Source organism: Bacillus cereus group sp. N8 (genome assembly GCF_016483685.1).
GTDB lineage: Bacteria > Bacillota > Bacilli > Bacillales > Bacillaceae_G > Bacillus_A > Bacillus_A proteolyticus.
This window is the reverse complement of record NZ_JAEHBK010000001.1, coordinates 99,946-122,663: the sequence shown is the minus strand read 5'-3', so window position 1 is coordinate 122,663 and position 22,718 is coordinate 99,946. Positions and strand designations below refer to the sequence as shown.

The following is a 22,718-nucleotide window of genomic DNA, read 5'->3' as shown; positions in this document are numbered from 1 at the left end:
AATAACATTTAAGTAAAAAATTGGATATTTTTTACTTAAATGTTATTGTCAATATATACACTTGAAGGGAGATGGTTGCTATTTCATTAATAGTATTCAAAATAACACTCGGTGTTCTAGTCCTAGCGTTAGGTCTTTTTACAATTCATAGTTTAAAAAAGACCTCCGCCTACAAATCAGACAAATACGATTATTATTTATTAGGATTACTTACATTTGAATTATTAGTATTGCAAATATCAACAATTCTTTAAAACATAAAAAAGCATATATCCGAAATGAATATATGCTTTCCTTTTATTCTTGCCCTACACGCTTCACTTCTACGTTTTTAATACGCTCACGTACAACGTGACTTGCCATAATTAAGCCTGCCACAGATGGTACGAATGCATTTGAAGAAGGCGGTAATTTCGCTTTACGAATTTTTGCATTTTCGTCTGGTACGATTTCTTTACGTACTTCTTCACGAATTACGATTGGGTTTTCGTCAGAGAAGACAACTTTTACACCTTTTTTAATACCCTCTTTACGAAGCTTCGTACGAATTACTTTCGCAATTGGATCTGTATGTGTTTTAGAAATGTCCGCAATACGGAAACGAGTTGGGTCCATTTTATTTGCAGCACCCATACATGAGATAATTTTAATTTTACGACGTAAACATTGTTTAATTAAATGAATTTTAAACGTAATCGTATCAGATGCATCCACTACGAAATCCAAGCCGTGTTTGAAGAACTCTTCATATGTTTCATCTGTATAAAACATCTCTAATCCAATTACTTCACACTCTGGATTGATGTCTGCAATACGCTCTTTCATTAATTCTACTTTTGAACGCCCTACAGTAGATACTAAAGCGTGAATTTGACGGTTTACGTTTGTAATATCTACAACATCTTTATCAACTAATACAAGACGTCCTACGCCAGAACGTGCTAACGCTTCTGCCGAAAATGACCCTACGCCGCCAATTCCTAAAATACCGACTGTACTATTTTTTAATATTTCAAGTCCTTCTTTACCGAAGGCTAATTCATTACGTGAAAATTGATGTAACATTCAGCTCTACACTCCTATTACAAAAATGGTCTACCATGTATTCTAGCTTTTTTCCGACTATTTGTATAGAAAAAGTTATAGAATTCCTAAAAATACATATTTCGCAAATGAAAACATAGTGTAAACCGGGATTTTGTTTCTTCTTTTAATTATCCATTAAAAAAGTCTAGACGGCTATAGTATAACCATCTAGACCCTATTTTTACTTCTCTTACTTCTCTTCTTTCACGTTCAACTTCAAGTTCAGTTCTTCAAGCTGTGCTTCTGCAACTGGGCTTGGAGCTTCTGTTAATAAGCAGCTTGCGCTTGCTGTTTTCGGGAATGCAATTGTATCACGAAGGTTCGTACGACCTGCAAGTAACATAACAAGACGGTCTAAACCTAATGCAATTCCGCCGTGTGGTGGTGTACCGTATTCGAATGCTTCTAATAAGAATCCGAATTGCTCTTGTGCTTCTTCTTGTGAGAATCCAAGTGCTTTGAACATTTTTTCTTGTACGTCACGCTCGTAAATACGAAGTGATCCACCACCAAGCTCATAACCGTTTAATACAAGGTCATATGCTTGTGCGCGTGCTTTTTCTGGTGCTGTTTCTAATAGCTCAACATCTTCACGGAATGGCATTGTGAATGGGTGGTGAGCTGCGAAGTAACGATCTGCATCTTCATCGTACTCAAGAAGTGGCCAATCAGTTACCCATAGGAAGTTAAATTTACTTTCGTCAATTAACTCAAGCTCTTTACCTAAGCGTAAACGAAGTGCACCTAAGCTATCTGCCACAACGCTCTTCTTATCTGCTACGAATAGTAATAAGTCGCCAGCATTAGCTTCTAATGTACTCATTAACACGTTTGCATCTTCTTCACCGAAGAACTTTGCAATCGGTCCTTTTAGGCCGTCTTCTTCAACTTTCAGCCAAGCTAGACCTTTTGCACCATATACTTTTACAAATTCAGTTAATGCATCGATGTCTTTACGAGAGTATTTGCTCGCAGCACCTTTTGCATTAATTGCTTTTACTTGTCCGCCGTTTTCTACAGCACTTGTAAATACTTTGAAACCACAACCTGCTGCAAATTCAGATAGGTCTGTTAGTTCCATTTCAAAGCGTGTATCTGGCTTATCAGAACCGTAGCGAGCCATTGCATCAGCATATTTCATACGAGGGAATGGTGCACTAACTTCTACACCTTTCGCATCTTTCATGACTTTCGTCATCATACGCTCCATCATTTCTAAAATTTCATCTTGTGTTAAGAATGATGCCTCGATATCGATTTGTGTAAATTCTGGTTGACGATCCGCACGTAAATCTTCGTCACGGAAACAACGTGCTACTTGATAGTAACGCTCAAATCCGCCGACCATAAGAAGCTGTTTAAATAACTGCGGAGACTGCGGTAATGCATAAAATTCACCATCATGCACACGACTTGGTACTAAATAGTCACGAGCTCCTTCTGGTGTGCTCTTCGTTAAAATTGGTGTTTCAACTTCTAAAAATTCTTCTGTATCTAAGAAGTTACGAATTGTTTTCGTTACGTCGTGACGCATTTTAAATGTGTTGAACATTACAGGACGACGTAAGTCTAAGTAACGATATTTTAAACGCACATCTTCTGATGCATCCGTGTCATCAGAAATAATAATTGGCGTTGTTTTCGCTGCATTTAATACGTTTACTTTCGTTGCTTGTACTTCAATACGACCAGTTGCCATATTGTCATTAATTGCACCTGCACCACGTTCAACAACTGTACCTTCTACGTGTAATACGTATTCGCTACGAATTGTTTCTGCTACTTCTAGCGCTTCTTTTGATGTTTCTGGGTTAAATACAACTTGTACGATACCTGTACGGTCACGTAAGTCGATAAAGATTAATCCACCTAAGTCACGACGTTTTTGTACCCAACCTTTTAATTGAACTGTTTGTCCAACAGCTTCTACCGTTACTTTTCCACATGCATGTGTTCTTTCAGCCACTGTAAGTTCCCCCTATATTAATTTCTCTGCTACGTATGAAGCGAATACATCTAACGCTACTTCTTCTTGTTCACCTGTTGCCATATCTTTTAAGTTAATGATGCCTTTATCTAGCTCATCTTCTCCTAATACAGCTACAAATTTCGCCTTTAGACGATCTGCTGATTTAAATTGTGCTTTCATTTTGCGATCTAAATAATCTTTTTCAACTGACAATCCAGCTTTACGAAGATCGAACGCAACTTTTGCAGCATGGTCTTTCGCTTTTTCACCAAGCGCTACAACGTAACAATCAATACTATGTTCAAGTGGTAATTCAATGTTTTCAGCTTTTAGCGCCATAATTAAACGTTCAATACTCATTGCAAAACCGATACCTGGCATTTCTGGTCCACCGATTTCTTGTACAAGTCCGTTATAACGGCCACCACCGCTTAATGTAGTGATCGCACCGAAACCTTCTGCCTCACTCATAATTTCAAAAACAGTGTGTTGATAGTAGTCTAAACCACGCACTAAGTTCGGATCTTTTTCAAATGGAACATCCATCATCGTTAATAGTTCTTGAACTTTGTCGTAGTATACTGCTGAATCTTCGTTTAAGTATTCTGTAATAGATGGTGCTGTTCCCATTAATTCATGGTTACGGTCCTTCTTACAGTCTAAAATTCGAAGTGGGTTCTTTTCTAAGCGAGATTGACAGTCAGAGCAGAATTCGCCGATACGTGGCTCAAAGTGTGCGATTAACGCATCACGGTGTGCTTGACGGCTTGCTGCATCACCTAAGCTGTTTAATACAACTTTAATATTTTTTAAGCCCATGCCGCGGTAAAACTCTACAGCAAGTGCAATTACTTCTGCATCAATTGCAGGGTCATTACTACCAATTGCTTCAATACCGAATTGTACGAATTGACGATAGCGACCTGCTTGTGGTCTTTCGTAACGGAACATTTGACCGATATAGTATAATTTCGTTGGTTGTGTTGCATCACCGAACATTTTATTTTCAACGTAAGAACGTACAACAGGTGCAGTACCTTCTGGACGTAATGTTAAACTGCGCTCTCCACGATCTTGGAATGAGTACATTTCTTTTTGTACGATATCTGTCGTATCACCAACACCACGTAAAAATAGCTCAGTGTGTTCAAAAATTGGTGTGCGAATTTCTTTATAATTGTAACGACGGCAAATTTCGCGTGCTTGCCCTTCGATATACTGCCATAACTCAACAGTGCCTGGAAGAATATCTTGCGTTCCGCGTGGGATTTGAATAGACATATTCAGTTCCTCCTCAAATTGTTTTAATCTTAATAAAAATAAAAAAACTCCCGCCTCTACTGTTTGAACAGTAGGGACGAGAGTATTATACCCGTGGTGCCACCCTAATTGAAGCACGTATGCTTCCACTTTTTTAATAACGCTTAAATATGCGTTCATCTCTACTAAGCATATATGCCGTTCAAGTTGAAACCTCTAGAGTGTCATTCAATCAGTCATCATGCAGAAATGTTTTCAGCCTAAGACATTTCTTCTCTTTCCATGTGTGTCTCATTTACTCTTCTCTATCAACGGTTATATTCATATGTAAATATAAAATTACTATACGTTTGTTGAGTAGGATTGTCAAGTGCTCTAAGAACGTTCAATCTGCTTCTTTAGACGCTTTACATCTTGAAGAGAAATTCCGAACTCAGAAGCAAGCTCCATGGATGTATTGTTTTGTTCTTTTGAAATAAAATCATGAAAACTCACGTTAAACAGTTGATTTGCACCATTTGTAACAGAATGCCCTTTTTCATTCATACGCATACGTATATCCCTCACATTCAATATGGATGTTTTACTTGTTATTGTTCCATATTGATGAGATAGTTATACATAGCCGAAACAGCTATTGATTCCAAATAAACATAAGAATACGATTAACAATAATAACAGTAGCCAATCCACTCGCAAGTAAAGGGTGCTTTAAATGATATAACGCTGCAACCCCTACTCCAAAAACGCTAATTTCTAACAATACATGCAATATACCACGCACTTCCCACTCTGCGTGTGGAGCTCCAAATAACCCCCATATGACAGCAACAACAATCGGAAGAATAATAGCCAGTATAATTTTCACAACAGGTATTTCTCCTATTCGAACCCCCCAGTACCCAACAATCCCAAGAACACATAACTCTAGCATAAAACGCAAAGCTATATTGAATTCTTGAAGCATGCTACACCTTCTTTTTCTTTTATTCCCCTTCACAATCATCCTATGTTAAAGTGAAATTTTAATCAATGGGGGTTTTGTCCATCCCTCACTGATTATTAGCCTTCACCAATCCGACCTTTACGGGCAGCCCACAAATAGCAGGATAAATGAACAAAACATACAATAATGTATAAAAAAGAGAGGGTCATATAACCCTCTCTTTTTTAACAATGCTATTTACTTTCCACAATTAAGGTCACCGGACCATCATTGATTAAAGAAACGTCCATCATTGCTCCGAACTTCCCTGTTTCTACATGTAATCCTTGTTTACGAACCTCTTCGTTAAAGAAATCATATAAACGCTCTGCATAGTCAGGTTTCGCAGCATCCATAAAGTTTGGACGTCTTCCTTTACGGCAATCTCCGTATAATGTAAATTGCGAAATAGATAGAACTTGTCCTTCTACATCAAGTACAGAGTGGTTCATCTTTCCGCTCTCATCTTCAAAAATGCGTAGGTTTGCAATTTTTTCTGCAATATAAGTTGCATCTTTTTCTGTATCTTCATGCGTAATGCCCACTAGTAATGTTAAGCCGAATGGAATTTGTCCTACAATCTCACCATCTACTGTGACAGACGCTTCCTTTGATCGTTGTAAAACAACTCTCATCTTTTCTACACTCCCTATTAATGCATCATGCGTCGTACTGCATAAATTTCTGGAACACGTTTAATGCGCTCTACTACTTTTTTCAAATGCTGTAAGTTTCGAATAGAAATCGACATGTTAATCGTTGCCATCTTATTACGATCACTTCTACCAGAAACAGCTGAGATATACGTTTTCGTTTCTGTAACAGCTTGCAATACTTCATTCAATAAACCACGGCGATCATAGCCTGAAATTTCAATATCAACATTGTATTCAATTTCTTTTTCAGGGCTACCTTCCCACTCTACTTCTAGTAAACGCTCTACAGCTTCTTCTGTATGCACATTGACACAATCACGACGATGAATCGATACACCTCGGCCTTTCGTAATATACCCAACGATATCATCACCTGGAACTGGGTTACAGCATTTTGATAAACGAATTAGTAAATTATCAGCACCGCTTACCTTTACACCAGAATCCCATTTTCGAATTTTCATCGGTTTACGAACTTCTTTAACTTCAACGATGTCTTCTTCTTCACGTTGTTTACGGAACTTGTCCGTTAGTCGCGTAACAATTTGCGCCGCTGTAATTCCGTTATATCCAACTGCTGCAAACATATCTTCTTCATTTGCAAAGTTAAACTTCTCAGCAACACGTTTTAAATTGTCAGGAGCTAACACTTCTTTCATCTCATACTCTAGACCACGTACTTCTTTTTCAACAAGTTCACGGCCTTTTTCAATATTTTCGTCTCTACGCTGTTTCTTAAAGAATTGACGTATTTTATTTTTCGCATGAGATGTTTGAGCAAGTTTCACCCAATCTTGGCTTGGGCCATACGAATGTTTCGATGTTAAAATTTCAATGATGTCACCCGTTTTTAATTTATAATCAAGGGTTACCATTTTTCCATTTACTTTTGCACCAATTGTCTTGTTTCCAATTTCCGAATGGACACGATACGAAAAATCAATTGGAACAGAGCCAAGTGGTAATTCCATTACATCGCCTTTTGGTGTAAAGACGAATACCATGTCAGAGAATAAATCAATTTTTAATGACTCCATAAATTCTTCTGCATTAGAAGCTTCATTTTGCCATTCTAATATTTGACGGAACCAAGTTAGTTTCTTCTCTAATGTACCTGTTGTTTCTGCTGTTTTTCCTTCTTTATACGCCCAGTGTGCCGCGATTCCGAATTCTGCAATCTCATGCATTTCTTTCGTACGAATTTGTACTTCTAGCGGATCACCTTTTGGTCCAATTACAGTCGTATGAAGAGATTGATATAAATTTGCTTTCGGCATTGCAATATAATCTTTAAAACGACCTGGCATTGGTTTCCAGCATGTATGAATAATTCCAAGCACCGCATAGCAATCTTTAATACTATTCACAACGACACGTACAGCTAGTAAATCGTAAATTTCATTGAATTGTTTATTTTGCAATGCCATTTTACGATAAATACTGTAAATATGTTTTGGTCTTCCAGAAATCTCAGGTTGAATTGAAACCTCTTTTAATTTCTCGCGAATGCCAGTCATTACTTCATCTAAATATTCTTCACGCTCTGCACGTTTACGCTTCATTAAATTTACAATACGATAATATTGTTGCGGATTTAAATAGCGAAGTGACGTATCCTCTAACTCCCATTTAATAGTACTAATTCCGAGTCTATGTGCTAAAGGTGCAAAGATTTCTAACGTTTCATTCGCAATGCGACGCTGCTTCTCTTGAGGCAAATGTTTCAATGTACGCATGTTATGAAGACGATCAGCTAGTTTAATTAAAATAACTCGAATATCTTGAGCCATTGCGATAAACATTTTGCGATGGTTTTCTGCTTGTTGCTGCTCATGAGATTTATATTTAATCTTTCCGAGCTTTGTAACACCATCGACAAGCATAGCGATTTCTTTATTAAATTCTCGTTCAATATCTTCTAATGTAATCTCTGTATCTTCCACTACATCATGCAAGAAACCTGCCGATACTGTAGCTGGATCCATGTGTAAATCAACTAAAATACCTGCAACTTGAATTGGGTGAATAATATATGGTTCACCCGATTTTCTATATTGCTCGCTATGTGCATCGCGTGCATATTCATAAGCACGTGCCACTAGCTCAATATCTTCATCCGCTAAATATTGACTTGCTTTCTCGAGTACCTGTTCAGCTGTTAGTACTTGCTCATTTGCCATCGAATCACCTTTTATTGAAAATTGACTTTGTATTTATTAAATAGAATAAATTATATTCTATCATTATAACCCAATGATTGTGAATTGTGAAAAGGAAAAGATTTTACTGACATTTCACCTTATTTTTTTGTTCAATTATACAAAAGTACCCGCTCCTCTCCAAGAGATTCACGGGTACTTTTTATCACCGTAGTTTTACCTATATAGTGATTAGTATTTTTCTAATACTAATACATCGTAACCATCTAACATTTTACGACCATCTAAGTAAGTAAGCTCTACTAAGAATGCAATCCCTGCTACAACTCCGCCAAGTTCTTCAACTAGCTTAATTGTTGCTTCAATTGTTCCACCTGTAGCTAATAGATCATCAGTAATTAATACACGTTGACCTGGTTTAATTGCATCTTTATGGATTGTTAAAACATCTGTACCATATTCTTTGCCGTAGTCAACTGTAATTACTTCACGTGGTAATTTTCCTAATTTACGAACTGGCGCAAATCCTACTTCTAATGCATAAGAAACTGGGCAACCGATAATAAAACCACGAGCTTCTGGTCCTACTACAACATCGATATCTCTTTCTTTTGCATACTCAACGATTGCATCTGTTGCTGCTTTGTATGCTTTACCGTCGTTCATTAAAGGTGTAATGTCTTTAAACACAATACCTTCTTTCGGATAATCCGGTACAATTGCGATATGTTGCTTGAAATCCATATTTCTGAATCCTCCTCAGATATAAAAGGTTTGTAGATACAAATCCTTTACCCTAACTGTTCTACTTATTTATGATTACGAATCGTTTCAAACCATGTATATAGTTGCTGATATGTGCTATAAACCAATTCTTTTTCTAATTGTAAGTGGCTCATTTTCTCACGATATGTGTTCGATTCAATTAAATCACGCTTTTGTTTTTGTTCGGCCATAAAAATGACACCGTCTTTTATTGTAACAAATTCTAGCTCAAAAAACACCTGTGTCATGAAATTTACTGTATCTTTTGACCAACCTTTATGGCGACATAGTTGTTCCCCATATTGTCTTAAAGAAAATGGTGATTTTTGATTTAAGAAAGAATAATACCATTTAAAATGTTCCCTCGTTGGGACTGTACTAAATAGATGATTGTTCTCTTGATAAAATAACGTGTAGATTCTAGATGGGAATCCTACTTTAAATAAATCATGCAATTCATCTGTTCCTTTTGGCAAATCGAGCAAAACGATGTATTGATCATCTAAATGAGTTACCTCTGATGCATGCACAAGATGTTCTTTATAGTCTTCTAAAGAAAACTTATTCAATACCTCTTCAGAAAAATACACCATTGTTATTTTTTCTTTCGGAAGTTCTGCTAAATTCGCTTCCACATTACGCATACTACGCCAATCAAATAATTGCCATGCCTCTACAGCAATATCTTGTACCATTAATTGTGGCTTCTTAAAATTATTCCATTCATTAATGGATGCCTCTCCTATTACAGAAACTTTCGCAACTGGAGAAATTTCTTTTGCATACGCACCAAATCCGAATCCAATTGTATCCAGTGTTGCCTGTCCGTCACGAAGTGCCATTTTCAAATGTGAACCATCTGATCCGATTGCACGAATACTTTCTAATTCAGCATCTTTCACCGCAATACGTGGTTTCGGATTTCCAACACCAAATGGCGCTAACTTTTGCATATCCTCAATTGCAGCAAGAGTTACATCCTCCACCTTACAAAAAGCATCAACTGCTGTAATTGGAATAAAATCTTCCTCAGTTAAAATCACATCAGCTTGCCCATTTAACCTACGTCTTAATTCATCTACATCATTCATATGTAGCGTCATTCCGGCTGCCATCGGGTGTCCTCCGAAGTGTGGCAATAACTCTCTACAATCAGACAAGTTAGCAAATAAATCAAACCCTGCAATACTACGCGCTGAACCCTTTGCCGTTTCTTTTATAGGATCAATGCACAATACAATCGTTGGACGATAAAAACGTTCAACCAATTTAGAAGCAACAATCCCAATTACACCTGGATTCCAACCTTCTTTCGCTAGTACTAACACTTTATTTTCTTCAGGCGGAAAATTATTTTCAACTTCGGCGATAGCTTCTTCTGTAATTTGCTTTACAATATCTTTTCGAAGTTTGTTCAGCTCATCAATTTCTTCAGCAAGCTCTTTCGCTTCTTCTGGATCGTCTGATAATAATAAATGAACAGCAGGTGTTGCATCTTCTAAACGTCCCACCGCATTAATACGCGGTGCAATTGAGAAGCCAATACTTTCTTCTGTAATTTCACTTTGCGAAACGTTAGCAACTTTAAATAAAGCTTTCAAACCAATATTTCTTGTCATACGCATATGTTTAAGCCCGCGCTGTACTAACAACCTGTTTTCACCATGTAGCGATACTAAATCAGCTACTGTACCGATTACTGCGATTTCCAATAAATGTTCTGGAACGCGCCCTAAAAGTGCATGTGCAACTTTAAACGCAACACCAACACCCGCTAAATAGTGAAACGGATAAACACCGCCTTCTAATTTCGGATGAATAATTGCAAGTGCTTCTGGTAATTCTGGCGGTGGCTCATGGTGATCTGTAATAATAAGATCTATTCCAAGGTCCTTCGCTACCTTCGCTTCATGTACCGCTGCAATACCAGTATCTACGGTAATAATTAGCGAGAACCCAGCGCTATGCGCCCAACGAAACGCTTCTTCGTTTGGTCCATACCCTTCTGTAAAACGGTTTGGAATATAAAATTCTACCTCTGCACCTAATTCTTGAAGCGCAAGATATAAGACAGTCGTACTACTTACTCCGTCCGCATCGTAATCACCAAATATTAATATTTGCTCTCCATTTTGAATCGCCTTATTTACACGTTCTACCGTTCTATCCATTCCTTCTAATAAAAATGGATCGTGAAATTCTTGATTTTCTGTATTTAAAAAATCTAAAATCTTATCTTCTGTATCTAATCCTCTACCGAGGAATAACGAAACAACAAGAGGTGATAATTGCAATTTACTTGCTAATTCACTCACTCGCTCTTCACTATATTCTTTTTCTTTCCAACGCGTCTTCGGTTGTAACACGAAATCACCCCTTAACCTATCCATTATACAAGACAGATTAAGGGGTGACAATATGATGCAAGCTACGATGCAATATCCATATACTAAAATATTAATGCTATTTAATTTGGTGAATACGGATTTATATGTACAAAAACATTTTGTACGTTATCTTGTTTCATAAGCGTTTCTTTCACATGCTTTCCAATGCGGTGCCCTTCTTCTACAGTAATGTATGGATCTACAGAAACTTTAATATCAACAATAACGTAATGACCATGCTCCCTCGCATATAAAGAACCGATTTTTTTCACACCATCTATTTGAAGTACTGCTTCTCTAAGCGGAATAACATCTTCCTCATGAAGAACATGATCAAGCGTTGCATGAATCGCTTCTGCCCCAATACTCCACGCCATTTTCGCAACAAGAATTGAAACAAATAATCCTGCAATCGGATCGGCATATACAAGCCAATCTAAACCTAATTTACCACCGATGATAGCTGCACAAATGCCGATTAAAGCTGCAATTGAGGAAAACACATCCGAACGGTGCTCATATGCATTTGCAATAATTGCATCACTATTTATCCTTTTCCCTAATCGGAATTTATATTGAAACATTCCTTCTTTCACGACAATAGAAAAAATGACAGCAAAAATTGTAATTCCCTTCGGCGGTTCTAGTTCTTGTGAAAAAGCTTTTATAGACGAAATCGCTATCTCTAGTCCAACAATAAATAATAATACCGCAACAATAATCGCTGAAATCGATTCCGCTTTGCCATGACCGTACGGATGATCTTCATCAGGCGGCTGCTTCGCTGCTCGTAATCCAAAAAGTACAGCTAACGAACCAATTACATCTGATCCAGAATGCACAGCATCCGCCAATAGTGCCTTACTGTTTCCAATATAACCGATTACCGCTTTTATAATCGCTAATATAATATTACCAACGATTCCGACAATAGCACCAAACTCGGCCTGTTTAAAACGTTCATCTTTTTCCATAATTAAAATCCCTTCTTTTCTTAACCTATCTTTTTATCCCGCTATTTGTGGGTAGTAACCCCCCCACCTCAAAATCCGGCAAATAAGAGGAGTTAGGTGGGAGTCGTGCTGCCCGTAAAAGCCCGATTAGTGAGGGCTAATAATAAGTGGGGATGAACAAAACCCCCACTTATTAAAGTGTCACTTTATTTTAACAAAAACAGCGATAACCTTACCACTTTCTTCCACTTTCTTCTTTCAAAAGTTGCTACCTTATTGTATCCACAAACGAAAAAAGAGATGCCTCATAAAGAGACATCACCTTTTTATACTTGCGGTTCAGATTCTACTTTCTCAACCTTCTTCTTGTTTTTCCCCTTTTTCAAACGACGGTTTTCAAGTAGTAACCAAATTTGAGAGGCAACGAAAACAGAAGAATACGTACCTACGATTAATCCAACAAGTAAAGCAAACGAGAAGTTACGAAGTGACTCACTACCGAAGATAAGCAGCGCAATTACTGGGAACAACACTGTTAATACGGTGTTAATCGAACGACCAAGCGTTTGGCGAATACTTGCGTTTACGATTTCTTCTAAGTCTTTTATGTCGCGAACGCGTTTTTTCTGTTTGTATAGCTCACGGTTTCTATCAAACGTAACAATCGAGTCATTGATAGAATAACCGATGATTGTTAATACCGCAGCGATAAACGTTAAGTCTACTTCTATCTGGAAAAGACTAAACATAACAACCATAACGAATGCGTCATGTAGTAATGCAAGTACTGCAGATAATGCATACGTAAATCGGAATCGAATACTTACGTATAAGATAATAACTACCGAAGCAATTAATACTGCGATAAATGCATTTCGTGCGATTTCTTTACCGATTGTTGGTGAAACTGTACTTACGTTTGGCTCTGTACCATATTTATCATGGAAGAATGTTTTTGCTTTCGCAATTTCATCTTTTGATAAAACTCCTAATGTACGAACGGCGAAACCTTTATTGTCATCCCCAGTCGGTACAATATCTTCTTCCTTCACATCAATTTTCAATTCTTTCAAATCTTTATGAACATCTGACACAGTAAGTGCTTGCTTAGATTGCAAGTCCATACGTGTACCACTTGCAAAGTCAATCCCAAGATTCAGTTTGAAAATTGGTAGTATAATTGCACCTGCAATTACAACTACCATCGAGAAGATAAGGAATTTATGACCGATATTTACGAAATTAATACGATCAAATCTTGTCGGTGGATGTACTACACCTTTTGTTAATGGAATAATATCCTTTTCCTTAACACCAAAGTAAGATGGTTTTTTATCGAAGTAACGGCTCTTTACAAGTAAACCTAGTAAGAAACGAGTACCGAATACGTTCGTAATGAAACCGACTAAAATACTAACAATTAAACTTGTTGCGAATCCTTTTACAGAGCTATTACCATAAACGAATAATACACCAGCTGCTGCAAGTGTTGTAATGTTCGCATCTAAAATTGTTGATAATGAACGATGGTTACCAGCACGAAATGCTGACATCATCGACTTACCAATTTTCAATTCTTCCTTCAGTCTCTCGTACGTAATAATATTCGCATCAACTGCGATACCTACCCCGAGCACTAACGCTGCAATACCTGGCAACGTAAGAACCGCATGCATCCAGTTAAAGACAAGCAATGTAACGAAAATGTATAAACCTAACATAATAACCGCTACAAGTCCTGGTAAACGGTAGAATACAAGCATAAATAAGAAGATTATAGCAATACCAATCGCACTAGCGAAAATCGTTTGCTCTAATGCTTGTTGCCCAAATTTCGCTCCAACAGATGTTGAATACATTTCTTTTAAATCAACAGGAAGTGCACCTGCATTTAATAAAGATGAAAGTTCTTTCGCGCTTTCCACTGTAAAGTTTCCACCTACGATAGATACTTGAGCTTGGTTAAATACTTGGTTTACTGTTGCTGCTGATAAAAACTTCGGATTCGGTTTTGCAGACTCTGCTTTATACGAATCTTTTCCTTCTTCAAAATCAAGCCAAATTACCATTAAATTCGTTGGTGGTGGCATTTTTGAAATTTTTTCAGTTACTTCACGGAATTTGTCAGCGCTTTTTAGTGTAAGACCTACGCTTGCACGGCCTTGCTCATCAAATGTTTGCTTTGCTCCGCCGCCTTTTAAATCCGCTCCGTCCATAAGAAGGTTGTCATTCACATCACGGAATGTTAATTTTGCTTGTGTTGATAACATGTCACGTGCTTTTTGCTGATCTTGTACACCAGCAAGCTGTACGCGAATTCGATCTTCTCCTTCGATTTGAATGTTCGGCTCACTTACACCGAGTGCATTGACACGATTTTCAAGAGCACCTACTGTACTGACAAGTGCATCACGATCGATTTTATCACCTTTTTTGGCTGGTTTTACTTCATACAGAATTTCAAAACCACCGCGAAGGTCTAGTCCTAGACTAATTCCTTTTGCTATGTCTTTTCCTGCCGCACCAATTACTCCACCAATTAATAAAACGATGAGGAAAAAGGCGGCAATTCTTGTACCACGCTTTGCCATATGTACCCTCTTTCTGCTACTAACACTTTCAATAAATCTCTTACGATTCATTTTTACACGTGTGCATACGCCTAGTTAGTAGACTTACTTTCTATAAAATACATGTATTTCCGCTAGTTCATCACTAGCTGTGTAGGTAAGTTTGTCACCATGCCTACACTTTCATTATTTATTTTTCCTCTTCACTACCTCCTTTATATATAATCTTAGACATAATTAATTCCTCTTTATCAATACCTATCATTATACTGCAAAAGGAAGAACAAACCAATTACAGTCGGTTATTTATTTTCATATTCATCAAACGACCAAAGTGGCGCTTGATATGCTTCAACAGTTAAATAATTCATATATTCATTAGTACTTACTCTTAATACATCATTTACTAATTCATATAACCTAACATCACTGTCTATCTTTTTCCACTTTTTCGCCTTGAGAAACTTCCAAATATCATTATCTGTCACTCGGTCGTAACCGAACATTTGAAACTCTTCTACTTTACTTTCTAAAACGACTTGTAACTGTCCGCGGTATGATTCTACCAAAGCCTCTTTATCCAACATATATAACATCTCCTTCTGATTTCAGCACGAAAAGTCGCTTTTAATCCCGCTCTAATGGACAGCAATAACCACTTTCAAGAGTTCCCTCAATACTGCACTCTCTTAAATGCTTGTCATTCTTGTCTCATACGTGCATATAAATTATTGTAAATCATTCCACTGATTTTGAGAAGGTAGGAGAAGACCATGACGAGACAAAGCTTTTTAAAAGGTGCATTTATTTTAATGATAGCTGGCTTTATTACAAAAATCCTTGGATTTATTAACCGCATTGTAATGGCACGTATTTTAGGAGAAGAAGGCGTTGGCCTTTATATGATGGCTGTTCCCACCTTCATTTTAGCAATTACATTAACACAAATTGGCCTTCCTGTTGCAATTGCAAAATTTGTAGCAGAAGCAGAAGCAGTGAACGATAAACAAAGAGTCAAAAAAATATTAACTGTCTCCCTAGCTGTTACATCCGTTATTAGTATCATTTTAACAATTGGAATTATGCTCCTCACGCCTGTTCTAGCAAAAACATTATTAACCGATGAAAGAACGTACTATCCATTAATGGCTATTTTACCTGTCGTCCCTGTTATTGCAGTTTCTTCTGTTTTACGCGGTTATTTTCAAGGGAAACAAAATATGAAGCCTAGCGCCTATGCTCAAGTTATAGAACAAGTTGTCCGCATTACAATTATCGCTGTATGCATTCAGTTATTTTTACCTTACGGCGTAGAATATGCCGCAGCTGGCGCCATGCTATCAGCCGTTCTTGGCGAAGTTGCATCTTTATTATTTTTACTTACTTTATTCCAGCGCGAAAAACATTTATCTATACGCTCTGGTTTTTTCACTACGGTAAAGGAGAGCAAAAATACATTTTATTCTCTTATGGATATCGCACTTCCAACTACAGGAAGCCGTTTAATCGGTTCCGTTTCCTATTTCTTTGAACCTATCGTCGTTATGCAAAGCTTAGCAATTGCCGGGGTTGCCGCTTCTGTCGCAACACAGCAATACGGTATATTGAACGGTTATGCCTTCCCGCTTCTATCACTACCTGCCTTTATTACATACGCTCTTTCTACAGCACTCGTCCCTTCCATTAGCGAAGCGATGGCAAAGAGACAGCACAAATTAGTGGAACACCGTTTACAACAAGCACTTCGAATTTCCTTAATTACTGGCGGATGGTCAGTCGTTATTTTATATGTATTTGCTTCACCCGTCTTAACGCTTATGTATGGATCAGACAGTGCAACAGCTTTCATCCAACTTCTTGCACCTTGCTTTTTATTTCATTATTTTCAAAGCCCACTTACATCTGTGTTGCAAGCTTTAAACTTAGCAAGAGCTGCTATGATGAACACATTTATTGGCGCTATCGTAAAATTAATCGTTATTTTTGCACTCGCTTCGCGCCCAGAGTTCCAAATGATGGGGGTTGCTCTCGCAATCGCAGCAAATATAGTGACGGTAACATTCCTTCACTATGCTACTGTTTTAAAGAAAATTAAATTTACTATTTATGCAAAAGACTATATTTTTGGAGGACTTGCCATCGGAATTGCAGGCGCCTTCGGTTTTTACCTTCATAAGTATATTATTTTCTCTCATTCACTTGGCGTACAAACATTATGGGAAATCACTTTAACAACAATCGTTTATATTTTCCTCCTCTTTGCTTTCAAACTCATTCGAAAAGAAGAGTTGAGTCGCCTCCCTATCATTCGGAAACTTTCATTTTTGAAGTAAATAGGCTTACTATTTAATACGGTAAGCCTCTAGTTTTCTTTCAAATCAACAAAAAATTGGCCGTTTTGAAAACTGCAGTATAAAATTTGTGCTATATCGTTATAACCTAAGTTTTTTAATTTCCCAATGAGCCATTCATCTGTGTGTTCAATCATTTGCAAATGATTGAATTGAATTTCTCCATCAATAATTAATGGGAGTGTAAAAATCGGCGTATCATTTTTACTCTTTTTACTTTTTTGCTTTTGAAAAACAGACAACTTCCCTGACGGTTCTAAAATAGCATATTCCACATCCCGCACATCCCCGACCCCTTGCTCCCTTAGTTGCATCATTAAATCGTCTATGTTATAGCGCTGTTTCCGCATCTTTTTTTCATCAATCTTTCCCGCATTTATAAGAATAGCCGGTTCACCTTCTATTAAGTGTCGAAAACGTTGAAACTTTAAAGATATAATTGACAAAATGATTTGTATGCACATAAGAAAAATCATCGGAACTAATTGGTGCCAAAGTGATTTATCGGTATTTTCAATTGCTACTACGGCCATTTCTCCAAGCATAATGAATACGACTAAATCTAATACACTTAGCTCTCCAATTTCACGTTTACCCATAAGACGGAAAATAATTAAGATAATGATATACAAAAGCATCGTCCGGCCAATTATTGATACCCATTCCATTTCTACATCTCCTTTTTTATTTATAGATTCCCCTACAAAAAAGAAACTAGTCTAACTTGATCAAAATGAAAATATGCTTGTATTAAAAAGGGGGAATTCATAAATGGATGGAACGAAAAAATTATCAACTGCAATCGGCTTCGGTATTATTACCCTACTTATCCTCGCCTCTATTACTAGCATGGTTATAGCTCTATTATTAAAGTTTACGAATATGAATGAAGGGACATTAACCGTTACTATTTTGATACTAGCTCTTCTATCTATGCTTATGTCTGGGTTTATTGCTGGAAAAAAGGCGCAAGGGAAAGGTTGGCTAGTAGGTTTCACAACGGGACTTACATTCGCTATGCTTGTTTTTCTAGTTAACTATTTAGGTTTCTCTCAAACTTTATCGAACTCACAGTTACTTTACCAATTGGCATTAATGGGCGCGAGTACACTCGGTGGTATTTTTGGTGTAAATATGTCAAAACAAAATAACTAAAAAAAGGCCCTGCACATTTCATGCAGGGCCTTCCTCATTAGTTTTTCACAACTTCACGAATCGCATTGCGATCGAAAGTTAAGTGTGAACCACCAGATTTAACAACGATTTTCGTTTCATCTACTGATTCGATTGTACCGTGTAAGCCACCAATTGTTATGATAGCATCACCTTTTGCTAATTCGTTTTGCATTTGAGCAACTGCTTTTTGACGCTTTTGTTGCGGGCGAATTAATAAGAAATAGAAAATCGCAAACATCGCAACGATCATAATGATATTCATCATACCTGGATTCATATTTTTTTCCTCCTTTTAAATTATGTATTAGAAGTTTTTAGCATTCGGTTTATTAAAGCCATACTGTTCAAAGAACTCTTCGCGGAAATCGCCAAGACGGTCTTCACGAATAGCTTGTCTCACCTGCTCCATTAAGTTTAACAGAAAATGAAGGTTGTGATAAGACGTTAAACGAATTCCGAACGTTTCATCACATTTCATTAAGTGACGAATGTACGCACGAGAGTAATTTTTACATGTGTAGCAATCACAGTTTGGATCAAGCGGACCGAAGTCTCTAGCGAATTTCGCATTTTTTACAACAAGGCGACCTTCACTTGTCATACATGTACCATTTCGAGCGATACGAGTTGGAAGTACACAATCAAACATATCAACACCACGAATTGCACCATCAATTAACGAGTCAGGAGAACCTACTCCCATTAAGTAACGTGGTTTATCATCAGGAAGAAGTGGTGTTGTAAACTCAAGAACACGATTCATAATATCTTTCGGTTCACCAACAGATAGACCGCCTATAGCATAGCCAGGGAAGTCCATTGAAACAAGATCTCTCGCACTTTGGCGACGAAGCTCTTCAAACTCCCCACCTTGTACAATACCGAATAAACCTTGGTCTTGCGGACGCTCATGCGCCTTTAGGCAACGCTCTGCCCAACGGCTCGTACGCTCTACAGACTTTTTCATGTATTCAAAAGTAGCTGGGAACGGTGGACACTCATCAAATGCCATCATGATATCTGAACCTAATGCATTTTGGATTTCCATCGCTTTTTCTGGTGATAAGAATAATTTATCTCCATTTAAGTGGTTACGGAAGTGAACACCTTCCTCTTCAATACGGCGGAAGTCACTTAAACTGAATACTTGGAAACCACCAGAATCCGTTAAAATCGCACGGTCCCAGTTCATAAATTTATGCAAACCACCTGCTTCACGAACAATTTCGTGACCTGGACGTAGCCATAAATGATACGTATTACTTAAAATAATGCCAGAATCCATCGCTTTTAATTCTTCTGGTGACATTGTCTTAACTGTTGCAAGTGTCCCCACTGGCATAAATGTTGGTGTATCAAATGAACCGTGCGGCGTATGTACACGACCTAAACGCGCACCCGTTTGTTTACAAGTTTTAATAAATTCATAACGAATTGCTGTCATAATTTACTCCTTTTATTTGTTTCTCATTTTAGCGTGAGATGCAACGAACATTGCGTCACCGAAGCTAAAGAAACGATATTTTTCTTTTACTGCTTCATTATAAGCATGAAGTACATTATCTCTATTTGAAAATGCACTTACAAGCATAATTAGTGTTGATTTCGGCAAATGGAAGTTTGTAATTAAACCATCAATTGCTTTAAATTCATATCCTGGGTACATAAAAATATCTGTCCAGCCAGAAGCTGCGCAAAGCTTACCACTATGATCAGTCGCAATCGTTTCTAACGTACGAGTTGATGTCGTACCTACAGTAATAATACGTCCACCATTCTCTTTCACACGATTTAATAATGCCGCTGTCTCTTCAGACATATGGTAATATTCTGCGTGCATATGGTGCTCTTCAATCGTATCTGCCGAAACCGGTCTAAATGTTCCAAGTCCTACGTGAAGTGTAATAAATGCTAACTGAACGCCTTTTTGCTTTAACTTCTCAAGTAACTCTTCTGTAAAGTGAAGTCCCGCTGTCGGTGCTGCTGCTGAACCGATTTCTTTCGCATATACTGTTTGATAGCGATCGCGATCTTCCAGTGTCTCTTTAATATATGGAGGAAGTGGCATTTCCCCAAGTTCATCTAAAATTTCATAGAAGATGCCGTCATATGAAAATTCAAGCTGACGTCCACCTTGATCTGCAGTTCCTGTGCAAGTTGCTTTTAATTTCCCTTCACCAAAAGAAATTAGAGTTCCTTCTTTTACACGTTTCGCTGGCTTAACAAGCGTTTCCCACTTATCGCCTTCCTCTTGTTTCAAAAGAAGCACTTCAATGTGCGCGCCTGTATCTTCTTTCACACCGTGCAAGCGAGCAGGCATAACTTTCGTTTCATTTAAAACTAAGCAATCTCCCTCATGTAAGTAAGAAAGAATGTCTGTAAAATGTTTATGCTCAATATCACCAGTTTCACGGTCTAACACCATTAATCTTGATGTTTCACGATCTTCTAACGGGACTTGTGCAATAAGTTCTTCTGGTAAATGAAAATCAAACAGATTAATATCCATAACTGTATCCACCTATTTCTTATTTGAATCGATTTATTATATACATAATAAAAGATAATGCAATACTTAACACAATACATGTAATGATAGGAAAATAAAAGGTAACGTTACCTTTTTTCACAAAAATATCGCCTGGAAGCCTTCCTATGAACTTCCAAGCTAAACCAACAACAATGAGTAAAATACCGGCTGTAATAAGCAGCTTTGGCATCTCCGTCATGCTTTTGGCATCTCCATTCCGAAATGTTCATATGCAAGCGGTGTTACAATCCGGCCTCTTGGCGTTCGTTGTAAAAAGCCAATTTGTAATAAATACGGCTCATACACATCTTCAATCGTATGAGATTCTTCCCCAATCGTCGCCGAAACTGTTTCTAGTCCAACTGGACCACCGCGGAACTTTTCAATAATACCAAGTAATAATTTATGGTCAATATGATCAAGACCTAATTTATCTACTTGCAGTAGTTCTAACGCCATTTGTGTAATTTCCATTGCAATTGTTCCGTCGCTGCGAACTTGTGCGAAATCACGTACACGTCGTAATAAACGATTCGCTATACGAGGTGTGCCACGAGCACGTCTTGCAATTTCTAGTGCAGCTAATGAGTCGATTTCAACTTCAAACACTTCTGCTGTACGTTCAACAATCGCAGAAAGCTGATCCACTGTGTAATACTCTAATCTTGAAAGTACACCGAAACGGTCACGGAGCGGCGCTGATAATGCTCCGGCACGTGTTGTCGCTCCAACTAATGTAAATGGAGGTAAATCTAAGCGTACAGACCGTGCTGACGGTCCTTTTCCAATTACGATATCAAGGCAAAAGTCTTCCATCGCAGGATATAGTACTTCTTCGATTGATCTATGCAAACGATGAATTTCATCAATAAACAATACATCTCCAGGCTGAAGTGCTGTTAATACCGCTGCTAAATCTCCTGGTCTTTCAATTGCGGGACCTGACGTCGTTCGAATGTTAACACCCATTTCATTGGCAATAATATTCGCAAGCGTCGTTTTACCAAGTCCAGGTGGTCCATATAAAAGTACGTGATCTAACGTTTCTTCACGCATTTTCGCCGCTTCAATAAACACTTCTAAATTATGTTTCGCTTTATCTTGGCCAATATACTGACGGAGCGTCTGTGGCCGTAATGAATACTCTAAATCCGCATCTTCGTATCCAGATTCCCCTGAAAGGAGACGTTCGTCCATTATACTCACCTCTTACCATTTAGTAAAAGACTAAGTGCCTTTTTAATATATTGATCCGTCGTTAATGATTCTTTTAATAACTCTGGTACAACACGAGAAACTTCCCGTTCTGCATAACCAAGTGCACGCAGTGCCTCCAGTGCTTCATCAAGTTCAACTGAGGAACCTTTCTTCTCATCAAAACTTTCAACATCTGAGAACAAATCAACAAACGCATCTGGTACAACATCTGCTAGTTTTCCTTTTAAATCTAAAATCATTTGGCGCGCTGTTTTCTTTCCGACGCCCGGGAACTTCACTAGAAACTTCTCATCTTCATGTTCAATCGCTTGAACGACCTGTCCTGTTTGACCAGAAGCTAAAATTGCAAGAGCGCCTTTTGGCCCAATGCCAGACACACCTAACAACTTTGTAAATAATAAACGCTCTTCACGTGTTTTAAATCCGTAAAGTGCCATAATATCTTCTCTCACATAATGATATGTATAGACACGAATTTCTTGCTTACTTCTTTGAAATACATACGGATTTGGTGTGAAAATTTGATAACCAATTCCATTATGATCAATTACGACATATTCCGGTCCTACATATTCCACGTAACCTGTAACATATTCAAACAAAATACGATCTCTCCCTCTCAAATCATGTATTCCATTTTAACATATTTAACA

21 protein-coding genes and 1 other annotated feature are annotated in these 22,718 nt (G+C 37.7%); of the genes, 2 read left to right on the top strand and 19 right to left on the bottom strand.

Annotated elements, in window-relative coordinates; all coding sequences use genetic code 11:
• Positions 1 to 297: 297 nt before the first annotated feature.
• The 12 genes from JDS80_RS00605 to JDS80_RS00550 form a co-directional block, all read right to left on the bottom strand.
• Positions 298 to 1,065, bottom strand: a complete 768-nt coding sequence (locus tag JDS80_RS00605) for a tRNA threonylcarbamoyladenosine dehydratase (RefSeq protein WP_000903182.1) — start codon at positions 1,063 to 1,065, stop codon at positions 298 to 300.
• A 211-nt stretch (positions 1,066 to 1,276) separates the two neighbouring features.
• Positions 1,277 to 3,052, bottom strand: coding sequence for an aspartate--tRNA ligase (aspS, locus tag JDS80_RS00600; RefSeq protein ID WP_071771715.1), 1,776 nt, complete (start codon positions 3,050 to 3,052; stop codon positions 1,277 to 1,279).
• 12 nt (positions 3,053 to 3,064) lie between these two features.
• Positions 3,065 to 4,336, bottom strand: coding sequence for a histidine--tRNA ligase (gene hisS, locus JDS80_RS00595; protein WP_000027084.1), 1,272 nt, complete (start codon positions 4,334 to 4,336; stop codon positions 3,065 to 3,067).
• Between the two features lie 69 nt (positions 4,337 to 4,405).
• Positions 4,406 to 4,636, bottom strand: a binding site (T-box leader).
• A gap of 54 nt (positions 4,637 to 4,690) precedes the next feature.
• The gene (locus JDS80_RS00590) at positions 4,691 to 4,867 is read right to left on the bottom strand and encodes a hypothetical protein (protein ID WP_048531368.1); all 177 of its coding nucleotides are present in this window, start codon (positions 4,865 to 4,867) and stop codon (positions 4,691 to 4,693) included.
• 82 nt (positions 4,868 to 4,949) lie between these two features.
• Positions 4,950 to 5,282: a YrdB family protein gene (locus tag JDS80_RS00585; RefSeq protein ID WP_199636778.1), complete on the bottom strand. Its 333-nt coding sequence runs from the start codon at positions 5,280 to 5,282 to the stop codon at positions 4,950 to 4,952.
• 212 nt (positions 5,283 to 5,494) lie between these two features.
• Complete coding sequence (locus JDS80_RS00580) at positions 5,495 to 5,935, bottom strand: D-tyrosyl-tRNA(Tyr) deacylase (protein WP_001266956.1); 441 nt, start codon at positions 5,933 to 5,935, stop codon at positions 5,495 to 5,497.
• Between the two features lie 17 nt (positions 5,936 to 5,952).
• The gene (gene relA, locus JDS80_RS00575; protein WP_071747440.1) at positions 5,953 to 8,136 is read right to left on the bottom strand and encodes a GTP diphosphokinase; all 2,184 of its coding nucleotides are present in this window, start codon (positions 8,134 to 8,136) and stop codon (positions 5,953 to 5,955) included.
• A gap of 210 nt (positions 8,137 to 8,346) precedes the next feature.
• Positions 8,347 to 8,859, bottom strand: coding sequence for an adenine phosphoribosyltransferase (locus JDS80_RS00570; protein WP_000346217.1), 513 nt, complete (start codon positions 8,857 to 8,859; stop codon positions 8,347 to 8,349).
• Between the two features lie 65 nt (positions 8,860 to 8,924).
• Positions 8,925 to 11,246: a single-stranded-DNA-specific exonuclease RecJ gene (gene recJ / locus JDS80_RS00565; RefSeq protein WP_071747441.1), complete on the bottom strand. Its 2,322-nt coding sequence runs from the start codon at positions 11,244 to 11,246 to the stop codon at positions 8,925 to 8,927.
• 101 nt (positions 11,247 to 11,347) lie between these two features.
• Positions 11,348 to 12,241, bottom strand: coding sequence for a cation diffusion facilitator family transporter (locus JDS80_RS00560; protein WP_071747442.1), 894 nt, complete (start codon positions 12,239 to 12,241; stop codon positions 11,348 to 11,350).
• A 305-nt stretch (positions 12,242 to 12,546) separates the two neighbouring features.
• A complete protein-coding gene (gene secDF, locus JDS80_RS00555; RefSeq protein ID WP_199636777.1) occupies positions 12,547 to 14,811 on the bottom strand; it encodes a protein translocase subunit SecDF in 2,265 nt (754 codons plus the stop codon).
• 281 nt (positions 14,812 to 15,092) lie between these two features.
• A complete protein-coding gene (locus tag JDS80_RS00550; RefSeq protein ID WP_002112000.1) occupies positions 15,093 to 15,377 on the bottom strand; it encodes a post-transcriptional regulator in 285 nt (94 codons plus the stop codon).
• Positions 15,378 to 15,563: 186 nt separating this feature from the next.
• On the opposite strand from JDS80_RS00550, the gene spoVB reads away from it, so the two are divergent.
• Positions 15,564 to 17,123, top strand: a complete 1,560-nt coding sequence (gene spoVB, locus JDS80_RS00545; RefSeq protein WP_199636776.1) for a stage V sporulation protein B — start codon at positions 15,564 to 15,566, stop codon at positions 17,121 to 17,123.
• A gap of 29 nt (positions 17,124 to 17,152) precedes the next feature.
• Here spoVB and JDS80_RS00540 read toward each other — a convergent pair whose 3' ends face one another.
• Positions 17,153 to 17,809, bottom strand: a complete 657-nt coding sequence (locus JDS80_RS00540; RefSeq protein WP_071747445.1) for a DUF421 domain-containing protein — start codon at positions 17,807 to 17,809, stop codon at positions 17,153 to 17,155.
• 103 nt (positions 17,810 to 17,912) lie between these two features.
• Here JDS80_RS00540 and JDS80_RS00535 point away from each other — a divergent pair, with 103 nt between their 5' ends.
• Positions 17,913 to 18,296, top strand: a complete 384-nt coding sequence (locus tag JDS80_RS00535; RefSeq protein WP_071747446.1) for a TIGR04086 family membrane protein — start codon at positions 17,913 to 17,915, stop codon at positions 18,294 to 18,296.
• A 37-nt stretch (positions 18,297 to 18,333) separates the two neighbouring features.
• Here the strand turns inward: JDS80_RS00535 and yajC are convergent, their stop codons facing one another.
• From yajC to ruvA, 6 genes are read right to left on the bottom strand one after another with little or no spacing between them, the layout of a single operon-like run.
• Positions 18,334 to 18,594, bottom strand: a complete 261-nt coding sequence (yajC, locus tag JDS80_RS00530) for a preprotein translocase subunit YajC (RefSeq protein ID WP_071771719.1) — start codon at positions 18,592 to 18,594, stop codon at positions 18,334 to 18,336.
• Positions 18,595 to 18,621: 27 nt separating this feature from the next.
• Positions 18,622 to 19,761: a tRNA guanosine(34) transglycosylase Tgt gene (tgt, locus tag JDS80_RS00525; RefSeq protein WP_071747448.1), complete on the bottom strand. Its 1,140-nt coding sequence runs from the start codon at positions 19,759 to 19,761 to the stop codon at positions 18,622 to 18,624.
• 12 nt (positions 19,762 to 19,773) lie between these two features.
• The gene (queA, locus tag JDS80_RS00520; protein ID WP_199636774.1) at positions 19,774 to 20,826 is read right to left on the bottom strand and encodes a tRNA preQ1(34) S-adenosylmethionine ribosyltransferase-isomerase QueA; all 1,053 of its coding nucleotides are present in this window, start codon (positions 20,824 to 20,826) and stop codon (positions 19,774 to 19,776) included.
• Positions 20,827 to 20,845: 19 nt separating this feature from the next.
• The gene (locus JDS80_RS00515) at positions 20,846 to 21,046 is read right to left on the bottom strand and encodes a DUF2905 domain-containing protein (protein WP_000138161.1); all 201 of its coding nucleotides are present in this window, start codon (positions 21,044 to 21,046) and stop codon (positions 20,846 to 20,848) included.
• Positions 21,043 to 22,044: a Holliday junction branch migration DNA helicase RuvB gene (gene ruvB / locus JDS80_RS00510; RefSeq protein WP_000344469.1), complete on the bottom strand. Its 1,002-nt coding sequence runs from the start codon at positions 22,042 to 22,044 to the stop codon at positions 21,043 to 21,045. The genes JDS80_RS00515 and ruvB overlap by 4 nt, the downstream gene beginning before the upstream one ends.
• A 5-nt stretch (positions 22,045 to 22,049) precedes the next feature.
• Positions 22,050 to 22,667, bottom strand: coding sequence for a Holliday junction DNA helicase RuvA (ruvA, locus tag JDS80_RS00505; RefSeq protein ID WP_000464514.1), 618 nt, complete (start codon positions 22,665 to 22,667; stop codon positions 22,050 to 22,052).
• Positions 22,668 to 22,718 lie beyond the last annotated feature (51 nt).

Excerpts from the sequence above, each read along its gene's own strand:
- JDS80_RS00605 (WP_000903182.1), bottom strand. The coding sequence starts at position 1,065 with ATGTTACATCAATTTTCACGTAATGAATTAGCCTTCGGTAAAGAAGGA.
- hisS (WP_000027084.1), bottom strand. The coding sequence starts at position 4,336 with ATGTCTATTCAAATCCCACGCGGAACGCAAGATATTCTTCCAGGCACT.
- JDS80_RS00590 (WP_048531368.1), bottom strand. The coding sequence starts at position 4,867 with ATGCGTATGAATGAAAAAGGGCATTCTGTTACAAATGGTGCAAATCAA.
- JDS80_RS00585 (WP_199636778.1), bottom strand. The coding sequence starts at position 5,282 with ATGCTTCAAGAATTCAATATAGCTTTGCGTTTTATGCTAGAGTTATGT.
- JDS80_RS00580 (WP_001266956.1), bottom strand. The coding sequence starts at position 5,935 with ATGAGAGTTGTTTTACAACGATCAAAGGAAGCGTCTGTCACAGTAGAT.
- relA (WP_071747440.1), bottom strand. The coding sequence starts at position 8,136 with ATGGCAAATGAGCAAGTACTAACAGCTGAACAGGTACTCGAGAAAGCA.
- JDS80_RS00570 (WP_000346217.1), bottom strand. The coding sequence starts at position 8,859 with ATGGATTTCAAGCAACATATCGCAATTGTACCGGATTATCCGAAAGAA.
- JDS80_RS00560 (WP_071747442.1), bottom strand. The coding sequence starts at position 12,241 with ATGGAAAAAGATGAACGTTTTAAACAGGCCGAGTTTGGTGCTATTGTC.
- secDF (WP_199636777.1), bottom strand. The coding sequence starts at position 14,811 with ATGGCAAAGCGTGGTACAAGAATTGCCGCCTTTTTCCTCATCGTTTTA.
- JDS80_RS00550 (WP_002112000.1), bottom strand. The coding sequence starts at position 15,377 with ATGTTGGATAAAGAGGCTTTGGTAGAATCATACCGCGGACAGTTACAA.
- spoVB (WP_199636776.1), top strand. The coding sequence starts at position 15,564 with ATGACGAGACAAAGCTTTTTAAAAGGTGCATTTATTTTAATGATAGCT.
- JDS80_RS00540 (WP_071747445.1), bottom strand. The coding sequence starts at position 17,809 with ATGGAATGGGTATCAATAATTGGCCGGACGATGCTTTTGTATATCATT.
- JDS80_RS00535 (WP_071747446.1), top strand. The coding sequence starts at position 17,913 with ATGGATGGAACGAAAAAATTATCAACTGCAATCGGCTTCGGTATTATT.
- yajC (WP_071771719.1), bottom strand. The coding sequence starts at position 18,594 with ATGAATCCAGGTATGATGAATATCATTATGATCGTTGCGATGTTTGCG.
- tgt (WP_071747448.1), bottom strand. The coding sequence starts at position 19,761 with ATGACAGCAATTCGTTATGAATTTATTAAAACTTGTAAACAAACGGGT.
- queA (WP_199636774.1), bottom strand. The coding sequence starts at position 20,826 with ATGGATATTAATCTGTTTGATTTTCATTTACCAGAAGAACTTATTGCA.
- JDS80_RS00515 (WP_000138161.1), bottom strand. The coding sequence starts at position 21,046 with ATGACGGAGATGCCAAAGCTGCTTATTACAGCCGGTATTTTACTCATT.
- ruvB (WP_000344469.1), bottom strand. The coding sequence starts at position 22,044 with ATGGACGAACGTCTCCTTTCAGGGGAATCTGGATACGAAGATGCGGAT.